Here is a 14,534-nt window from a genome sequence, read left to right on the forward strand (position 1 = left end):
TCCTCAAATGAAGCGTCTGCTTGTGGTCTGGGGCGTCCTGACCCTGACCGCCTGTTCGGGCTCGATGGGCGTGCCGCGCCCCTATGTCCCGGCGATCAACGGCTGGATCCCGCAAGAGGCGACGATCAAGCCGGTGGGGCTGGGCCTGCCCGGCGGCGCGGCCCTGGCGCCCGGCGTCGCCTTCGCCGGCGGGATCGAGATCGTGGCCCCGGTCGGTTCGCCTCTGCACAGTCTGTCGGACCTGAAACTGACCGGCGACGGCGGCTTCGTCACCGTGTCCGACGTCGGCGACCTCGTCCGGGCCGAGCTCAGGCTGGATGCGCAAGGCCGACTGACCGGCATCGACGGCGCCCGCACGCGCCGCCTGACCCTGGCCGACGGCACGCCGATCCAGGACAAGTTCGAGGGCGATTCCGAGGGTCTGGCCCTGCTGGACGACGGCGAGCTGCTGGTCAGTTTCGAGCGCGACCACCGCATCTGGAACTACGGTCCGCTGGCCGCCCTGCGCGACCCGGTCCCCGCGGCAAAGCCCGACTTCCCCTTCCCCGAGAACGACGGGATGGAGGGACTGACGGCCGCGCCGCACGGCTGGCGCGTCAACGGCGAGAGCGGCGGGGTCTGGGACTGCACGCCGCGCGGCTGCACGGTGGTGACGGCCCCGCCGACGCCCCTGCTGCGCGACAGCGACTACCGGATCACCGGCATGGACCGCGACCCGAATGGCGGCTGGTTCGTGGTCCAGCGCTCCTACGCCCCGCCGATCGACGCGCGGGCGCGGGTGCGGCGGATGGCGGCGGACGGAACCCTGGGCCCCGTTCTGATCGAGCTGAAGCTGCCCGGCACCACCGACAATTTCGAAGGCATCGCCGCCGAGACCCGGTCCGGCCCGAACGGCGAACGGACGCGAATCTACATCCTGTCGGACGACAATTTCAGCGCGGCCCAGCGGACCCTGATGCTGGCCTTCGACATTACGCCGACGGGCGAGGTCAGACCCGCTCGCTGACCTTGATGGCGACCTTGCAGCCGGCCTTGATCACCGCGCTGAGCAAACGATATCCGGTCGCCTCGCGGCTGCCGTGGGCCACGGCGTGATCGTGGTGCTCCAGCTCCTCGGCGCGGAACCGTTCGAGCTCGGCGGCCAGATCCGGATCGCGGTCCTTCAACTCGGCGATCTGGTCGGCGTAGTGCTCCTCGATCACGCTCTCGACGGCCTCGGTGCAGGCGTGGGCGGCCTTCTCGCCCAACAGGGCCGTGCCGGCGCCCAACGCTTGGGCCGCCAGCCGCCAGGCCGGGACCATCAGCGTCGGGCGCACGCGCCGGTCGTTCAGCAGGGCGTCGAACCGGGCCAGATGCACGGCCTCCTGATCCTGCATATGGGCCAGGTCCGCAGCGATGGCGTCCTTGCCCCTCGCCGCCTCGAACACGGCGCGCTGGGCGCGGTAGATCTGGACGGCGGCGTATTCTCCGGCGTGGTCGACGCGCAGGATCTCGGCCATCCGGGCCCGCGAGGCGCCCCGGCCCGGACGGGGCAGAGGCGGACGCGGGATACGGGGTTCGGCGGCGGCGTCGCTCATGACCTCAAACCGCCTTCAGCATGGCCTCGGCGCCGTTCTTCGGGGCGCGGGCGTCCTTGGGCCGTTTGGCGGCCAGCAGGCTGAAGACGGCCAGGCCCGCCGAGATCAGGGCGTTCCACGACGACATCGACAGACCCAGGAACCGCCAGGTGACGGCGTCGCACATCACGACCTTGGGGGCCGGGCCGGTGCCCAGGGCCAGAGCGGTCAGGCTTTCAAGGCTGGCCGCACCGCCGGCGCCCGAACAGGTTGCGGGCAGGTGCCACCACTTCATCTCGCCGCCCGTGTGGAAGGTGGCTGTGATGGCCCCGGTCAGGAAGATGACGAACAGCAGGAAGGCGGCGATGCGCGGTGTGCCGCGGCTGGCCCGGCTGATCACGGCCCACAGGGTGGCGACGGCGGCGACGGCGACGGCGCCCCAGAAGACCTCGCGCTGCTTGAGGCAGAGATTACAGGGCGTCAGGCCCCACAGCCGCTCGGACGCATGGGCCGCGCCCAGCATGGCCAGCGATATCGCCAGGGCGAAGGCGGTCCACCAGCGGGTCAGGAGGCGATAGATCTCGATCATCAGGCGACGGTTCTAACCCGCGCCGCTCAATGCTCCAACAGCTTGAGGAGGAAGAAGCCGCCGACCAGCAGGACCAGGGCGATGACGAAGACCAGGGCCAGCCGTTTTTCGACGATCTCCAGCATCTTCGGGCCCCAGGTCTTGAGTATCCAGGCCTCAAGGAAGAAGCGTCCCGAGCGGGTGATGGCCACAGCCAGAACGAACAGACCCAGATTGAAGTGGGCGAGGCCCGCGGCGATGGTCACCAGTTTGAACGGGATCGGCGTCACCCCCTTGCCGAGGATGACCCAGAAGCCGTTCTGGCCGAACCAGGCCTGATAGACGGCGATGTCCATGCCGTGGCCGAAGATGTGCAGCAGCTTCACGGCCAGAGGCTCGAGGAACATGCCGATCGCATAGCCGAGCAGTCCGCCCAGCAGGGACGCGATCGAACAGACCGCCGCATAGCGATAGGCCCGGTCCGGCCGCGACAGGATCATCGGCGCCAGCATGACGTCCGGCGGAATGGGAAAGAAGGAGGCCTCGGCGAAGGAGACCGCCGCCATGGTCTTCTCGGCATAGGGCTTGCGCGCCTGTTCGAAGACCCAGTCGTAGAGTTTGCGCAGCATGGATTTCCCCGGAAAGCCCGTCAGCCCTAGCAACGCCGGGACGCGTGGTCCATCCGTCGCGGCGCCGCAGCGCCTTCGTTTTCCTGACAAAAACAGAGGAGACGTCGCACGCCTTGGCGAAGCCGACTTCCCCCACTAGGTTCCGGCCCAATCGCGGCGACTGCCGCACAACCTGTTCCGTGGAGAGTCGCCGCATGACGCCTGCAGCCACCACCCTTACGCCTGACGCCACCATCCCCGCCGCCGAGAACCCGCTGGGCGTCGACGGCTTCGAATTCGTCGAGTTTACCGGCCCCGAGCCCGAGGCCATGATCAAACAGCTGGAGACCATGGGCTTCGTCCAGACCCATGTGAATCCCCGCACCAATGTCGTGCGTCTGAAGCAGGGCGACATCTCCTTCCTGGTCCACCGCACCCCGACGGGTCAGGCGGGCGAGTTCGCGCGTGAGCACGGACCTTCGGCCAACGGCATGGCCTTCCGCGTCAATGACGCCAAGGCGGCCTATGACGGCGCCGTGGCGCGCGGCGCCCAGCCGGCCGAGGCCCATGCGGGCGGGGCTCTGGGCGAAGGCGCCTGGGTCCTGCGCGGCATCGGCGGCTCGCTGCTGTACCTCATCGACGCCTATGGCGAGACCGGCTCCCTCTATGACGCCTGGGACGAGATCGAGGGCTGGGAAGAGGAAGAGCGGAAAAACAACGTCGGCCTGCACCTGCTCGACCATCTGACCCACAATGTGCGTCGCGGCCAGATGCGCACCTGGTCGGGCTTCTACGGCGATGTCTTCGCCTTCGAGGAGCAGAAGTATTTCGACATCAAGGGCAAGGCGACGGGCCTGTTCTCCCAGGCCATGATCGCGCCCGACAAGGCGATCCGCATCCCGCTGAACGAAAGCCAGGACGACAACTCCCAGATCGAGGAGTTCCTGAAGCGCTACAACGGCGAGGGTATCCAGCACATCGCCCTGGCCACCGACGACATCTTCGCAACCGTCGAGGCGATGCGCGAACGCGGGGTCGAGTTCCAGGACACCATCGAGACCTATTTTGAACTGATCGACAAACGCCTGCCCAACCACGGGCACGACGTGGAGCGGATGCGCAAGAACCGCATCCTGATCGACGGCTCGGACGAGGAAGGCCTGCTGCTGCAGATCTTCACCACCGACGTCTTCGGTCCGATCTTCTTCGAGATCATCCAGCGCAAGGGCAATGAGGGCTTCGGCAACGGAAACTTCCAGGCCCTGTTCGACTCGATCGAGCTGGACCAGATCCGTCGCGGCGTGATCAAGGTCGACGCCCATTAAGCTCCCGGCCAAACCCCCGTCCTGGCTGCCGTTTCTCGGCCCGGTCCTCGCGGCCGGCGCCGGGATGCTGGCCGGCGAGTTCTGGCTGGGCGGGGGGTTCTGGATGGTGTTCAGCGCAGGCATGATCTGTGGCTTCGCCCCGATCGTGATCTATCGGCTGTGGAAGCGTCTGCATCACCGGCGTTGAGCCGCCCCTTCATTCGCCGGGAGTCCGCCATGCCTCGCCCCTTCGCCAAGCTCGCCGGACTGGCGCTCGGCCTGTCCCTGATCGCCGCCCCGGCCTTCGCGCAAAATACGGAAGATGCTCCCCGCTGGTCCTTCGCCATCCACGGCGGGGCCGGAGTAATCGAGCGCGCCAACCTGTCGCCCGAACAGGATGCGGCCTATCGCGCGGCGCTGACGAAGGCGCTGGAGGCGGGCGGCAAGGTGCTGGAAAGCGGCGGTTCGGCGCTCGACGCGGTTCAGGCCGCCATCCAGATCATGGAGGACGATCCCCTGTTTAATGCCGGGCGTGGCGCCGTCTTCACCGCCGCCGGCAAGAACGAACTCGACGCCGCGGTCATGAACGGCGCCGACCTGACCGCCGGGGCCGTCGCGGGCCTGACCACCACCCGCCATCCCATCGCCGCCGCCCGGGCGGTGATGGAGCAGTCGCCGCACGTCATGCTGATCGGCCAGGGCGCCGACGCCTTCGCCGCCTCGGTCGGGCTGGAGCAGGTTCCGCCGTCCTTCTTCTTCACCCAGAGGCGCTGGGATCAGCTGGTCCGGCTGCTGACCGAACAGGGCCGGCCCCTCCCCCTGCCCCCGGCCGGCACGCCTCAGTCGCCCATCGGCGGCATGGCGGACAACGACGCCTCGGCCCCGCCGTTGAACGAGCGCAAGTTCGGCACGGTCGGCGCCGTTGCCCTCGACAGTCAGGGCCATCTGGCGGCGGGCACCTCGACCGGTGGCGTCAACGGCAAGCGCTGGGGCCGGGTCGGGGACGTGCCGGTGATCGGCGCCGGCACCTATGCCTCCAACCGCGACGGCTGCGCGGTCTCGGCGACCGGCGACGGCGAGTATTTCATCCGGGCGACGGTGGCGCGCGACATCTGCGCACGGATCGCGGCATGGACCAGAAACCCCGGCCAGATCGATGTCGACCTGGGGCCGTCCCGGCCCTGCGCGCGAACCCCTGATGAAATTTGCATAGCCGGGCGTCGCCCGATCGTGGGGAATGCGGCCCGCGCCGAGATCGCAGAGGCCGATCAGCTCGGCGGCAAGGGCGGCGTGATCGTCATGGGACGCGACGGCGAGGTCGCGTTCGACATGTCGACCTCCGGCATGTACCGCGGCGAGATCCACCCCGGACAAGCGGCCCGCGTCGCCATCTACGCTGACGAGCAACCCCGATGAGCTTCGCCGAACACGAACTGACCGCCATGGCCGAGGAGGAGCTGGCCGCGGCCTGCGACCTGACCTGGCCGGAGTTGAAGCGGATCACGCCCTGGGGCGACAGCTACGAAGGCTTCGCGCCGTCGGGCCGGACTGTCGAGGTCGAGCGCCGCTACCTCTGGGCGCTCGATCCTGAGGGGGCCATCGTGGTCGAGGTCGAGGTGCGCGACGCCGCCGCCCGCACCGGGGTCGAGACCCGCGCGATCCTTGCGCCGCCCGCTTAGGAATTCCCCTGTCGGGCGATTGATCCGGCTCAGGAAAAACTTCGCACAACGACGTTAACCTTTTCATTGCGAAGCGCGACCGTTCAGCCATGATGGCGGTCTCGCAACCGGCCGGAGAAGGATCGCCGCATGTCAGCCCCGACCCCGACCGACTTCCCCGCGCCCGACGCCTATTACACCCCGGAACCGGGCGGCCTGTTCTTCAGCCTGTCGCCGATGATGACGGCGACCCTGATCCTGCTGCTGGGTCTGGCCGTTCTGCTGGGCTGGCTTTGGGGACGTAGCAAACGCCCGAGCGACGACCCGTCCGAAGCCATCTACGCCGCGATCAGGAAGGCCCTCGCCGAAGCTACGGGTGCGCCGCGCGACAGCGTCATCGCCACCGCCCGCAAGGCCCAGGCCGTGATCAAGGGCCAGCTCGGCGACGTTCTCGTCCTCGCCAAGGGGCTGGCCGGTCCCTATGGCGCGCTCGGCCCGGCGCTGGACGGCATCGACAAGAGCCCGCCCAAGGCCGAGCACAAGGAGCACAAGCCTGAGGCCCACGCCGAGAAGGCGGGCGTCGAAAAGGTCATCATCAAGGCCCGTGACGTCTTCATCAGCCACGCCCCCGCATCCGACGGTCATGACGACCACAAGGACGGACACGGGGACGGCCACGGCAAGGACGACAAGGGTCACGGCGGGGGCCACGACGCCAAGCCTGCGGCCGGCGGCCACGGAGGCGGTCATGGTGATCATCCGCCGAAGACCCTCAGCGCCGCGGCCCAGATCGAGGCTGTGCGCGCCGCCGTTCACAATCTGTCCGACCACTGGAGCGACAAGCCCGCCCGACTGGCCGAACTGCGCGCGGCGCGCAAACAGCTGACCCGGTCCTCCTGAATCGAGCGGCCTGAACATTTCTGATCATTGATCAGGCGCCATCCCCGGTTTCCCCTTCGGAAAAATCGGCCTAATCCTCCGGGTATGAAGCTCGCCTCGCTCAAGCACGGCCGTGACGGCCGTCTAGTCGTCGTCTCCAACGACCTGCACTGGTTCACGGACGCCTTCCTGATCGCCCCGACGCTGCAGGCGGCGCTCGATGACTGGGAGCGGTGCGAACCCCTGCTCAGGGCCCTGTCCGAAAGCCTCGAACACGAGGCCGTGCCGCAGGGCCGGTTCCGCGAACACGAGGCCGCCGCCCCCCTGCCCCGCGCCTATCAGTGGGCGGACGGTTCGGCCTATGTGAACCACGTCGAGCTGGTGCGGAAGGCGCGCGGCGCCGAGATGCCCGCGACCTTCTGGACCGATCCCCTGATGTATCAGGGCGGCTCCGACGGCTTCCTCTCGCCCCGCGATCCGATCGTGCTGGCAGACGACGCCTGGGGCTGCGACCTGGAAGGCGAGATCGTCGTGGTCGTCGGCGACGTGCCTCAGGGCGTGACGCCGACCGAGGCGCTGGACCACATCCGTCTGGTCGGTCTGGTCAACGACGTGTCCCTGCGCAACCTGATCCCGGCGGAACTGGCCAAGGGTTTCGGCTTCGTCCAGTCCAAGCCGGCCAGCGCCCTGTCGCCGGTCTTCGTGACCCCTGATGCGCTGGGCGACCGCTGGACGGCCGGCAAGCTGTCGGGCGCGCTCAGCGTCCAGTTGAACGGCAAGGATTTCGGCATGGCCGACGCTGGCGTCGACATGACCTTCGATTTCGGGACTCTGATCGCCCATCTGGCCAAGACGCGGTCGCTGACGGCAGGGACGATCATCGGTTCAGGCACGGTGTCCAACAAGGGCGCCGACGGCGGCCCCGGCCGTCCGGTCTCCGAGGGCGGCTTGGGCTACAGCTGCATCGCCGAGGTCCGCACGGTCGAAACCATCCTGCGCGGCGCGGCCGAGACGCCCTTCCTGACGTATGGCGACACGGTCCGCATCGAGATGCTGGACGACAAGCATCACTCGATCTTCGGCGCCATCGAACAGACGGTTCAGAAGGCCTGATCGCCTCACTGCCCCCTTCCCCGAAGCCGGGTTCCCGTCATAGTCTGAGCCCTGCGGCGCCCTGCCGCAGGGGGACACCGGGCATGACGCCGCAACAGTATATTCCGCTTATCGCCGTGGGCTTCGCCCTGTTGATGGTCGTGCTCCGCAACCGGACGCCCCGAACGCTGCGGCCTCAATATCTGTGGGTCGCGCCCGCCATCATCGTGCCCCTGATGGCCCTGGCGATCTGGGGAACCAGCAAACAGCCGGGCGCCAGCCACGCCCCCTTCGCGGCGCTCGACTGGGCCGTCCTCGCTCTCGGCCTGATCCTCGGCGGCGTCGCCGGCTGGTGGCGCGGCAAGATGACGACCATCGAGAAGCACGCCGACGGCACGCTGAAGGCCCAGGCCTCGCCCATCGGCATGATCCTGATCGTCGTCCTGCTGCTGGGCCGTCGCGCGCTCAGCGCCTTCCTCGAGCCCCACGCTGCCGCCCTCGGCCTGAACGCCACGGCCATCGCCGACGCCTTCCTGGTCTTCGTGGTCGGAACGATCATCGTCCAGCGCGTCGAGATGTACATTCGCGCCCGCCGAGTCCAGCATGGCGGTACGGACAGCCATGTGGAGATCACAGTATGAATCTGGAGACCATCGCCCTCGTCGTCGGCCTGCTGGCCAGCCCATCCCTCGCCAGCCCGCCCCCGGCAAGTCCGGCATCGGCGCAACAGGCGGATGACGACTGGGACCTGACGGCCCAGCCGAATGGTGAGCTCACCGCCGCCACCGTCGATTTCGGCTCCAACCTGGTCGCCGTCCGTTGCCGCTCCGGCGTCCTCGACGTCCTGTTCAGCGGCATCCCTGTCGCGGCGAGCGTCAACCGCCGGATTGAGATTTCCCTCGGGGCGATCAACGAGGAGAAACAGGTCTGGACCAGCACGCCGGGTGGAACGGTGATGTCGCCCTCCAACCCCGATCGTATCGCGCGACAGCTTCGGGCCGGCGGGACGCTGAACATTCTTGTCGAAGCGTCGCCGGCGCGAGGTGATGCCCCCGCGACGACGGCCCACCGCTACCGCCTTCCCATACCGGCTTCCGCTGCAGCCATCGACCGGGTCCTGACGGCCTGCGATCGCCCTCTGACCAGCGCTCGCGACGTGGTGCCGCATTCCGGTGTCATCACCTGGAGAACGCCGCCCAGGGTCGTCTTTCCTGAAAAGGCCCGACGCGCCCGTGTGCAAGAGGGCGTCGCCACCCTGAGCTGCCTTGTCGGAGACGACGGTCAGCCGGAAGCTTGCGAGGCGGTCGCCGCTGCCCCGGCCGGGCAAGGGTTCGAGGAGGCGGCGATCCGGGCGACCGCCAATGCGGAACTGGATCTGCGCCGCGCCCCGCTGGAGCCGGGCCACGCCATCGAGTTCAACGTCGTCTTTCGTGGACGCGATCAGGATCGCTGAGCGATGAAACGGACTGCCGTCGCCGTCGCCCTGGGCGCCGGCTTGTTCGCAAGCCCGGCCCTGGCGCAACAGACGAACGACGACTGGGATCTGACCGTCCAGCCGAGCGCCTTCCTGACCGCCGCCACCCTGAATTTCGGCGCCAATCTGGTCGCCGTCCGCTGTCGGGGGAAGACGCTCGACGTCTTGGTCAGCGGCGTTCCAGCTGCGGGAAGCACGAACCGTCCGGTGCGGCTCTCCGTAGGGGGGATCGACGACGAACAGCAGATCTGGCGATCCACCCCTGGGGGCGCGGTGATCTCGCCGCCCAATCCCGAACGCGTGGCGCGTCAGCTCCGGAGCGGTGGAACGCTGGATCTGCGAGTCGGGGAAGTGGCCGCGGACGGTCAGTTCCCGGCGACACCGCCCCGTCGCTACAGCCTGCCTATCCCGCCCTCGGCCGCCGCGATCGATCGGGTTCTGTCCGCATGCGATCGGCCGCTGCAGAACCCGCGCGACGCCGTCCCCGCGGCGGATGCCCTGGCCTGGACGCTCGCCCCGAGCCCCGCCTTCCCGACGAAGGCCCAGCGGGCAGGCGTTGAACAGGGTCTGGTGCGTCTCAGTTGTCTGGTCGGGGACGGCGGCCGCCTCGAGGCCTGCGAGGTCGTCGCCGCAAGCCCTCCCGGGATGGGCTTCGAAGAGGCGGCACTTGCCTCGACGGGCGCCGCCACGCTCGATCTGGAGGCCGCTCCCCAGGATCGGGGGAGCGCGGTCGAGTTCTACAACGCTTTCAGACGGCGCTGAGGCGGGCGGCGAGACGCTGGGCCACGCCCCCGAAGGCTCCGTCGCCGGCGCCTGACGCGGGACCTCAGTTCGGCTGGATCACCTGTGCGGAGAAGCGCTCCATCTCCTCGGCCTGGGGCGACATCTGCAGCAGCACGAGGTCGAGGCCGGCGGCTTCGAATTCCTCGATCCGTTCCCGGACTGTCTCGGGCGTACCGACGAAGCCGGGGCGCAGGCCGCGGTTGGAGACCGAATATTCCCGGATCTTCAGCTCCCGCTCCAGCTGGGTGCCGGACAGCCACTGGTCGAAATTGGCGAAGCCGGCGGGCGGCGTGCCTTCGGCCAGACCGGGGATGGTGGTGATGCGCGCCAGCTCGGTTTCGGCCTCGGCCTCGGTGTCGCGTACGATGGCGTAGCCGGCCATGCCGAACTGCATCGGCGGCAGGCCGAAACTCTCGCGCCGGGCCTTCATGTCGGCGATCTTCTCCTTGATCACCTCGGGCGTGTCGCCATGCATGACATAGGCGTCGCAGTGGCGCGCGATCAGGGTCTTGGCGGCCTCGGATTCGCCCCCGGCATAGATGACCGGACGGCGGCGTTCCGGCGTCGACAGCGGCTTGGGTTCGACGATGGCGTCCTTGAGTTCGTAGTAGCTTCCGGAGAAGTCCGTGCGCGGATCGGACCAGAGCTTGTCCAGCACCTGGAGCCATTCGGTGGTGCGGGCGTAGCGGTCGTCGTGCTGATCGAACTGCAGGCCGTAGCTCTCGGCCTCCTTCGCCCACCAGGACGAGACCACGTTCAGGGCCAGACGGCCGCCCGAAATCCGGTCGATATTGGCCGCCTGTTTGGCGAACAGGGCCGGCTGGTGGAAGTTCGGCCGTACCGCCGTCATCAGCTCGATCTTCGAGGTCACTGCCGCCAGCGCCGCCGTCGACGACCAGGCGTCCAGAGCCGGGGCGTCGATGCCCTGGATGTCGTTGAGATTGAGCTCGGCGACCAGGGTCAGGTCATAGCCGATCTCCTCGGACCGTTTGACGATGGCCGACAGATGCTCCCACGAGGCGCGGGGCTCGTCGGCGACATTCCTCAGCCAGCCGCCGAAGACCGGGGCCCAATAGCCGTACCTCATGCCGCCTTCTCCGAAGCTGCCGTCTGTTCGGCGACGATGCCGACCAGCCATTCGACCAGATTGTCGTGGGGGTCGAAGCCGAGGACCTCAACCGGTTTGGCCACGAAGTTCGACAGGCCGTTGATGTCGTAGAACAGGACCGAGCCGTCGCGGTCGTCGACCAGATATTCGATGCCGCCGATCTCCAGCTCGCCCGCCACGGCCAGCCGCTCGACCGCCTCGATGATCTCGGGCGACGGCGTGGTCTTCGTCATCGTCAGGGTCGGGGCGCCGGGCCGCACGAGACAGGCGTCGGCGGGGCAGAGGTCGAAGGCGTCGCCCGGGCTCTCGATATCGATGGCGTAGAGATATTTGCCGCCCAGGGTCTCGACGCGGGTGATCTTGCCGCCGCGGCGCGGGGCGTATTCCTGGATCAGGGACAGGCCGTTGACCCCGACCGGGCACCATTTCTCGCCCGCCGCCTCGGCCAGCTTCTCGGGCGTCTCATAGCGGGTGATGCCGGCCCCGGCGCCGCCGATATCGGCCTTGACCAGGACGGGGAAGCGCAGGCCTTCGGCGGCGGCCGGGATGTCGGCCTGACGGTGCGCCACGCGCGTCGCCGGCCCCTTCAGACCCAGCCGGGCGATCAGGGACATCTGCCGCGCCTTGGAGGTGTCGATGTTCAGGGCCGAGGCGTTGACCACCCGCGCCCCCTGCCCTTCCCAGTGCTCGAACAGGCTCTGGGCGTAGAAGATCGGATGCTCGGGCTCGCGCAGGAAGGACGACATGGCCACCCGGCTGAACACCACCCTCGCCGGCGCCGGCGAGGCCGCCGGATCGAAGGTGTGCCCGGCCAGCGGGACCTTCACATACGAAACCCCATGCCGGTCCAGCGCCGCGAACAGCGGCTCGAACCATTCCGGGTGCTCATAGACGATCGCGAGGTCAGGCAGGGTCTGATCGGTCATGCGGAGGCAGATGCGTTACAGCGCGTTGAAACGCAAGGGCGATCCGGAAATTCACCTCGGCCCGACCATGACAGCGACCTGTGGGCGCGACGCATCACAACACAAAAGTCATCCCGCCGTCATGTAACCGAAGCTGCGCCGTTACAGGCCGGGCCTAGAGCCTCCCCGTCTTCTGGGGGATCGCGTCATGTTGTCACACATCAAATACACCCGTCTGGCCGGGCTTCTGGCCGGAACCATGCTGGCCACAGCGGCCGGCGCCGCCTTCGCCGGCGATGTCGCCGCGCCCGACGCGGCCATGGCCACTGCGCCTGACGCGACCGCGCCCGAAGCCGGCCCGGACACCGTCGACGAGATCGTCGTCATCGGGACGGGCCAGACGCGCTCGGTCTCGACCCTGACGCCGCAGAACCTCGACACCCTGCCGCCGGGAACCAGCATCCAGAAGGCGATCAACATCCTGCCGGGCGTCATGGCCCAGTCGATCGACGCCCTGGGCGTCAACGAGCAATCGCTGTCGCTGCAGGTGCGCGGCTTCAACACGACCCACCTCGGCTATTCGCTGGACGGCATGCCGCTCGGCGACGGAGCCTATAACAACTACAACGGCCTGACCATCAGCCGGGCGCTGATCTCCGACAATCTGGGCCGCGCCGATCTGGCCACGGGCATCGCCGGCCTGAGCATTCCGTCGACCAGCAACCTCGGCGGCGCCCTGATCTACACCTCGTCCAATCCTCACAAGGATTTCGGCCTGACCGGCAGTCAGACGGTCGGCAGCGAGGAAAGCCTGCGCAGCTTCCTGCGGCTGGACACCGGCGAACACCACGGCTTCTCGGCCTATGTCTCGGGTCAGTACGCCGAGCAGGACCTGTTCGTGAACCAGGGCGACTACAAGACCTCGACCGGCAAACAGCTGAACGCCAAGGCGGTGTATGAATTCGAGCGCGGGACGATCACCGCCTTCGCCGACATCTCGCGCACCAACCAGGCCGACGACGCCTATCTGTCCAAGGACATGCTGGGCCGGCTCGGCTGGGACTGGGCCGGCTATGCGCCGAACTGGAACGCCTATGTCGGCGTCGCCGCCTGTTCGGTGGCCTCGCTGGCGGCCCAGTGCGTCGCGGCGCCCGCGCCGCAGCGCAACTCGGACGTGACCTTCACCAACGGCCAGATCCTGCGCAACGACGAGCTCTACTATCTGGCCGGCGACTTCGACCTGACCAGCGAGCTGAAGGCCCATCTGCAGGTCTACAAACACACCGACAAGGGCGCCGGGAACAACTTCATCGCCGGCCTGTCCAACCAGGGCACGACCTCGACCGCGGACGACCTGCCGGTCCAGATCCGCGACACCCGCTACACCATCGACCGTGACGGGGTGCTGGGCAGCCTGAAGTGGACCTTCGGCGCCAACGAGATCCAGGCCGGCTTCTGGCTGGAGGAGAACACCTCCAGCGCCGCCCGCTACATCCGCACCGACGTGAAGGGCCCGAGCGATCTGGGCGTCTTCCTCGGCGGCACGCCCTCGACGGCCCAGTGGGTGCAGGAGACGAACTGGGAGACACACCAGTTCTACGTCCAGGACACCCTGCGCCTGCTCGACGACCGCCTGACCATCGATTTCGGCTTCAAGAGCACCTATTCGAAGTCCGACGCCGAGGCGATCCGCGGCATCGCCACCAACGCCCCGCTGGCCTCGAGCCAGTTCGCGACCGGCAGCCTCACCGCAGAAGACAACTTCCTGCCGGAGGTGGGCGTCCACTACCAGCTGGCGCCGGGCCACGAGATCTACGCCAGCTACGCCGAGAACATCGCCATGTATCAGGGCGGCTTCAAGCTCGGGCCGCAATCGGTGACCCAGACCGTCTGGGACGCGCAGGGCCAGTATCTGGAGCCGGAAACCTCGAAGAGCTGGGACGCGGGCTACCGCTATGTCAGCGGCCCGCTGCAGGTCTCGCTGGCGGCCTATCACGTCAACTTCGAGCACCGGCTGCTGCAGTACAACCCGTGCCCGACCAACCAGCAGCAGAACCCGGGCTGCGGCAACTCCTTCCACAATGCGGGCGGGGTGACCTCGAACGGGGTCGAGCTGGGCGTGCTGTGGAAGGCCCTGCCCTGGCTGACCTGGTACAACTCGGCCTCGTATAACGAGACCACCTATGACGACGACCTGAACTGGTGCACCACCACCTGCGTGGTCAAGGCCACGGCCGGCAAGCAGCAGGTGGATACGCCCAAGGAGCTGATCGCCAGCGTCCTGACCCTGCACGGCGGCGGCTTCTCGGCCTCGCTGCAGGGCAAGTACACGGGTGAGCGCTTCTACACCTACACCAACGACCAGGGCTTCGGCGGCGTCACCACCTTCGACCTGGGCGTCAGCTATGACCTCGGACGTCTGGGCGTGTCGGGCGCCAAACTGGCGGTCAACGTCACCAACCTGACCGACAAGCGCTATGCGTCGAACTTCGACAGCAGCGTCTTCGCTCCGGACGATGCGACGGGCGCGATCCTGGTGTTCCACTCGTCGGCGCCGCGTCAGGCCTTCGCCACGATCAGCTTTGACTTCTAGGCCCGA

General features: G+C 68.0%; 15 protein-coding genes. 10 read left to right on the forward strand and 5 right to left on the reverse strand.

The annotated features are described in order from the left end of the window. Positions 1 to 7 precede the first annotated feature (7 nt). Positions 8 to 1,006 carry an esterase-like activity of phytase family protein gene (locus AC07U0_RS03870; protein ID WP_494718701.1) on the forward strand — a complete coding sequence of 333 codons (999 nt, stop codon included), beginning with the start codon at positions 8 to 10 and terminating at the stop codon, positions 1,004 to 1,006. Here AC07U0_RS03870 and AC07U0_RS03875 read toward each other — a convergent pair. The 3 genes from AC07U0_RS03875 to AC07U0_RS03885 are packed head-to-tail and all read right to left on the reverse strand — an operon-like array spanning position 990 to position 2,753. Next, entirely contained in the window at positions 990 to 1,577 is a 588-nt protein-coding gene (locus tag AC07U0_RS03875; protein WP_494718702.1) for a demethoxyubiquinone hydroxylase family protein, read from the reverse strand. The genes AC07U0_RS03870 and AC07U0_RS03875 overlap by 17 nt on opposite strands. Positions 1,578 to 1,581: 4 nt before the next feature. Beyond that, the gene (locus AC07U0_RS03880) at positions 1,582 to 2,145 is read right to left on the reverse strand and encodes a disulfide bond formation protein B (protein ID WP_494718703.1); all 564 of its coding nucleotides are present in this window, start codon (positions 2,143 to 2,145) and stop codon (positions 1,582 to 1,584) included. A gap of 26 nt (positions 2,146 to 2,171) precedes the next feature. Next, positions 2,172 to 2,753, reverse strand: a complete 582-nt coding sequence (locus tag AC07U0_RS03885) for a YqaA family protein (protein ID WP_494718704.1) — start codon at positions 2,751 to 2,753, stop codon at positions 2,172 to 2,174. Between the two features lie 194 nt (positions 2,754 to 2,947). Between AC07U0_RS03885 and hppD the strand changes: the two genes are divergently transcribed. The 8 genes from hppD to AC07U0_RS03925 all read left to right on the forward strand — a co-directional run bounded on the left by hppD (position 2,948) and on the right by AC07U0_RS03925 (position 9,901). Further along, positions 2,948 to 4,057 carry a 4-hydroxyphenylpyruvate dioxygenase gene (hppD, locus tag AC07U0_RS03890; protein ID WP_494718705.1) on the forward strand — a complete coding sequence of 370 codons (1,110 nt, stop codon included), beginning with the start codon at positions 2,948 to 2,950 and terminating at the stop codon, positions 4,055 to 4,057. Between the two features lie 216 nt (positions 4,058 to 4,273). Continuing rightward, complete coding sequence (locus AC07U0_RS03895) at positions 4,274 to 5,452, forward strand: isoaspartyl peptidase/L-asparaginase family protein (protein WP_494718706.1); 1,179 nt, start codon at positions 4,274 to 4,276, stop codon at positions 5,450 to 5,452. Beyond that, positions 5,449 to 5,715: a hypothetical protein gene (locus tag AC07U0_RS03900; protein ID WP_494718707.1), complete on the forward strand. Its 267-nt coding sequence runs from the start codon at positions 5,449 to 5,451 to the stop codon at positions 5,713 to 5,715. The genes AC07U0_RS03895 and AC07U0_RS03900 overlap by 4 nt, the downstream gene beginning before the upstream one ends. A gap of 129 nt (positions 5,716 to 5,844) precedes the next feature. After that, the gene (locus AC07U0_RS03905; protein WP_494718708.1) at positions 5,845 to 6,594 is read left to right on the forward strand and encodes a hypothetical protein; all 750 of its coding nucleotides are present in this window, start codon (positions 5,845 to 5,847) and stop codon (positions 6,592 to 6,594) included. An 84-nt stretch (positions 6,595 to 6,678) separates the two neighbouring features. Continuing rightward, entirely contained in the window at positions 6,679 to 7,686 is a 1,008-nt protein-coding gene (locus tag AC07U0_RS03910) for a fumarylacetoacetate hydrolase family protein (protein ID WP_494718709.1), read from the forward strand. Between the two features lie 83 nt (positions 7,687 to 7,769). After that, complete coding sequence (locus AC07U0_RS03915; protein ID WP_494718710.1) at positions 7,770 to 8,306, forward strand: CcdC protein domain-containing protein; 537 nt, start codon at positions 7,770 to 7,772, stop codon at positions 8,304 to 8,306. Next, on the forward strand, positions 8,303 to 9,118 hold the full coding sequence (locus AC07U0_RS03920) for a hypothetical protein (protein ID WP_494718711.1): 816 nt from the start codon (positions 8,303 to 8,305) through the stop codon (positions 9,116 to 9,118). The genes AC07U0_RS03915 and AC07U0_RS03920 overlap by 4 nt, the downstream gene beginning before the upstream one ends. A 3-nt stretch (positions 9,119 to 9,121) precedes the next feature. Further along, positions 9,122 to 9,901 (forward strand): energy transducer TonB, encoded by a 780-nt coding sequence (locus AC07U0_RS03925; RefSeq protein WP_494718712.1) that lies wholly within the window; start codon positions 9,122 to 9,124, stop codon positions 9,899 to 9,901. 64 nt (positions 9,902 to 9,965) lie between these two features. On the opposite strand, the gene AC07U0_RS03930 is transcribed toward AC07U0_RS03925, so the two are convergent. After that, entirely contained in the window at positions 9,966 to 11,009 is a 1,044-nt protein-coding gene (locus AC07U0_RS03930; protein WP_494718713.1) for an LLM class flavin-dependent oxidoreductase, read from the reverse strand. Beyond that, positions 11,006 to 11,956: an ATP-grasp domain-containing protein gene (locus AC07U0_RS03935; RefSeq protein WP_494718714.1), complete on the reverse strand. Its 951-nt coding sequence runs from the start codon at positions 11,954 to 11,956 to the stop codon at positions 11,006 to 11,008. The genes AC07U0_RS03930 and AC07U0_RS03935 overlap by 4 nt, the downstream gene beginning before the upstream one ends. A gap of 187 nt (positions 11,957 to 12,143) precedes the next feature. Between AC07U0_RS03935 and AC07U0_RS03940 the strand changes: the two genes are divergently transcribed. Continuing rightward, entirely contained in the window at positions 12,144 to 14,528 is a 2,385-nt protein-coding gene (locus AC07U0_RS03940; protein ID WP_494718715.1) for a TonB-dependent receptor, read from the forward strand. Positions 14,529 to 14,534 lie beyond the last annotated feature (6 nt).

Source organism: Brevundimonas sp. GW821-FHT02A10 (assembly GCF_059422025.1).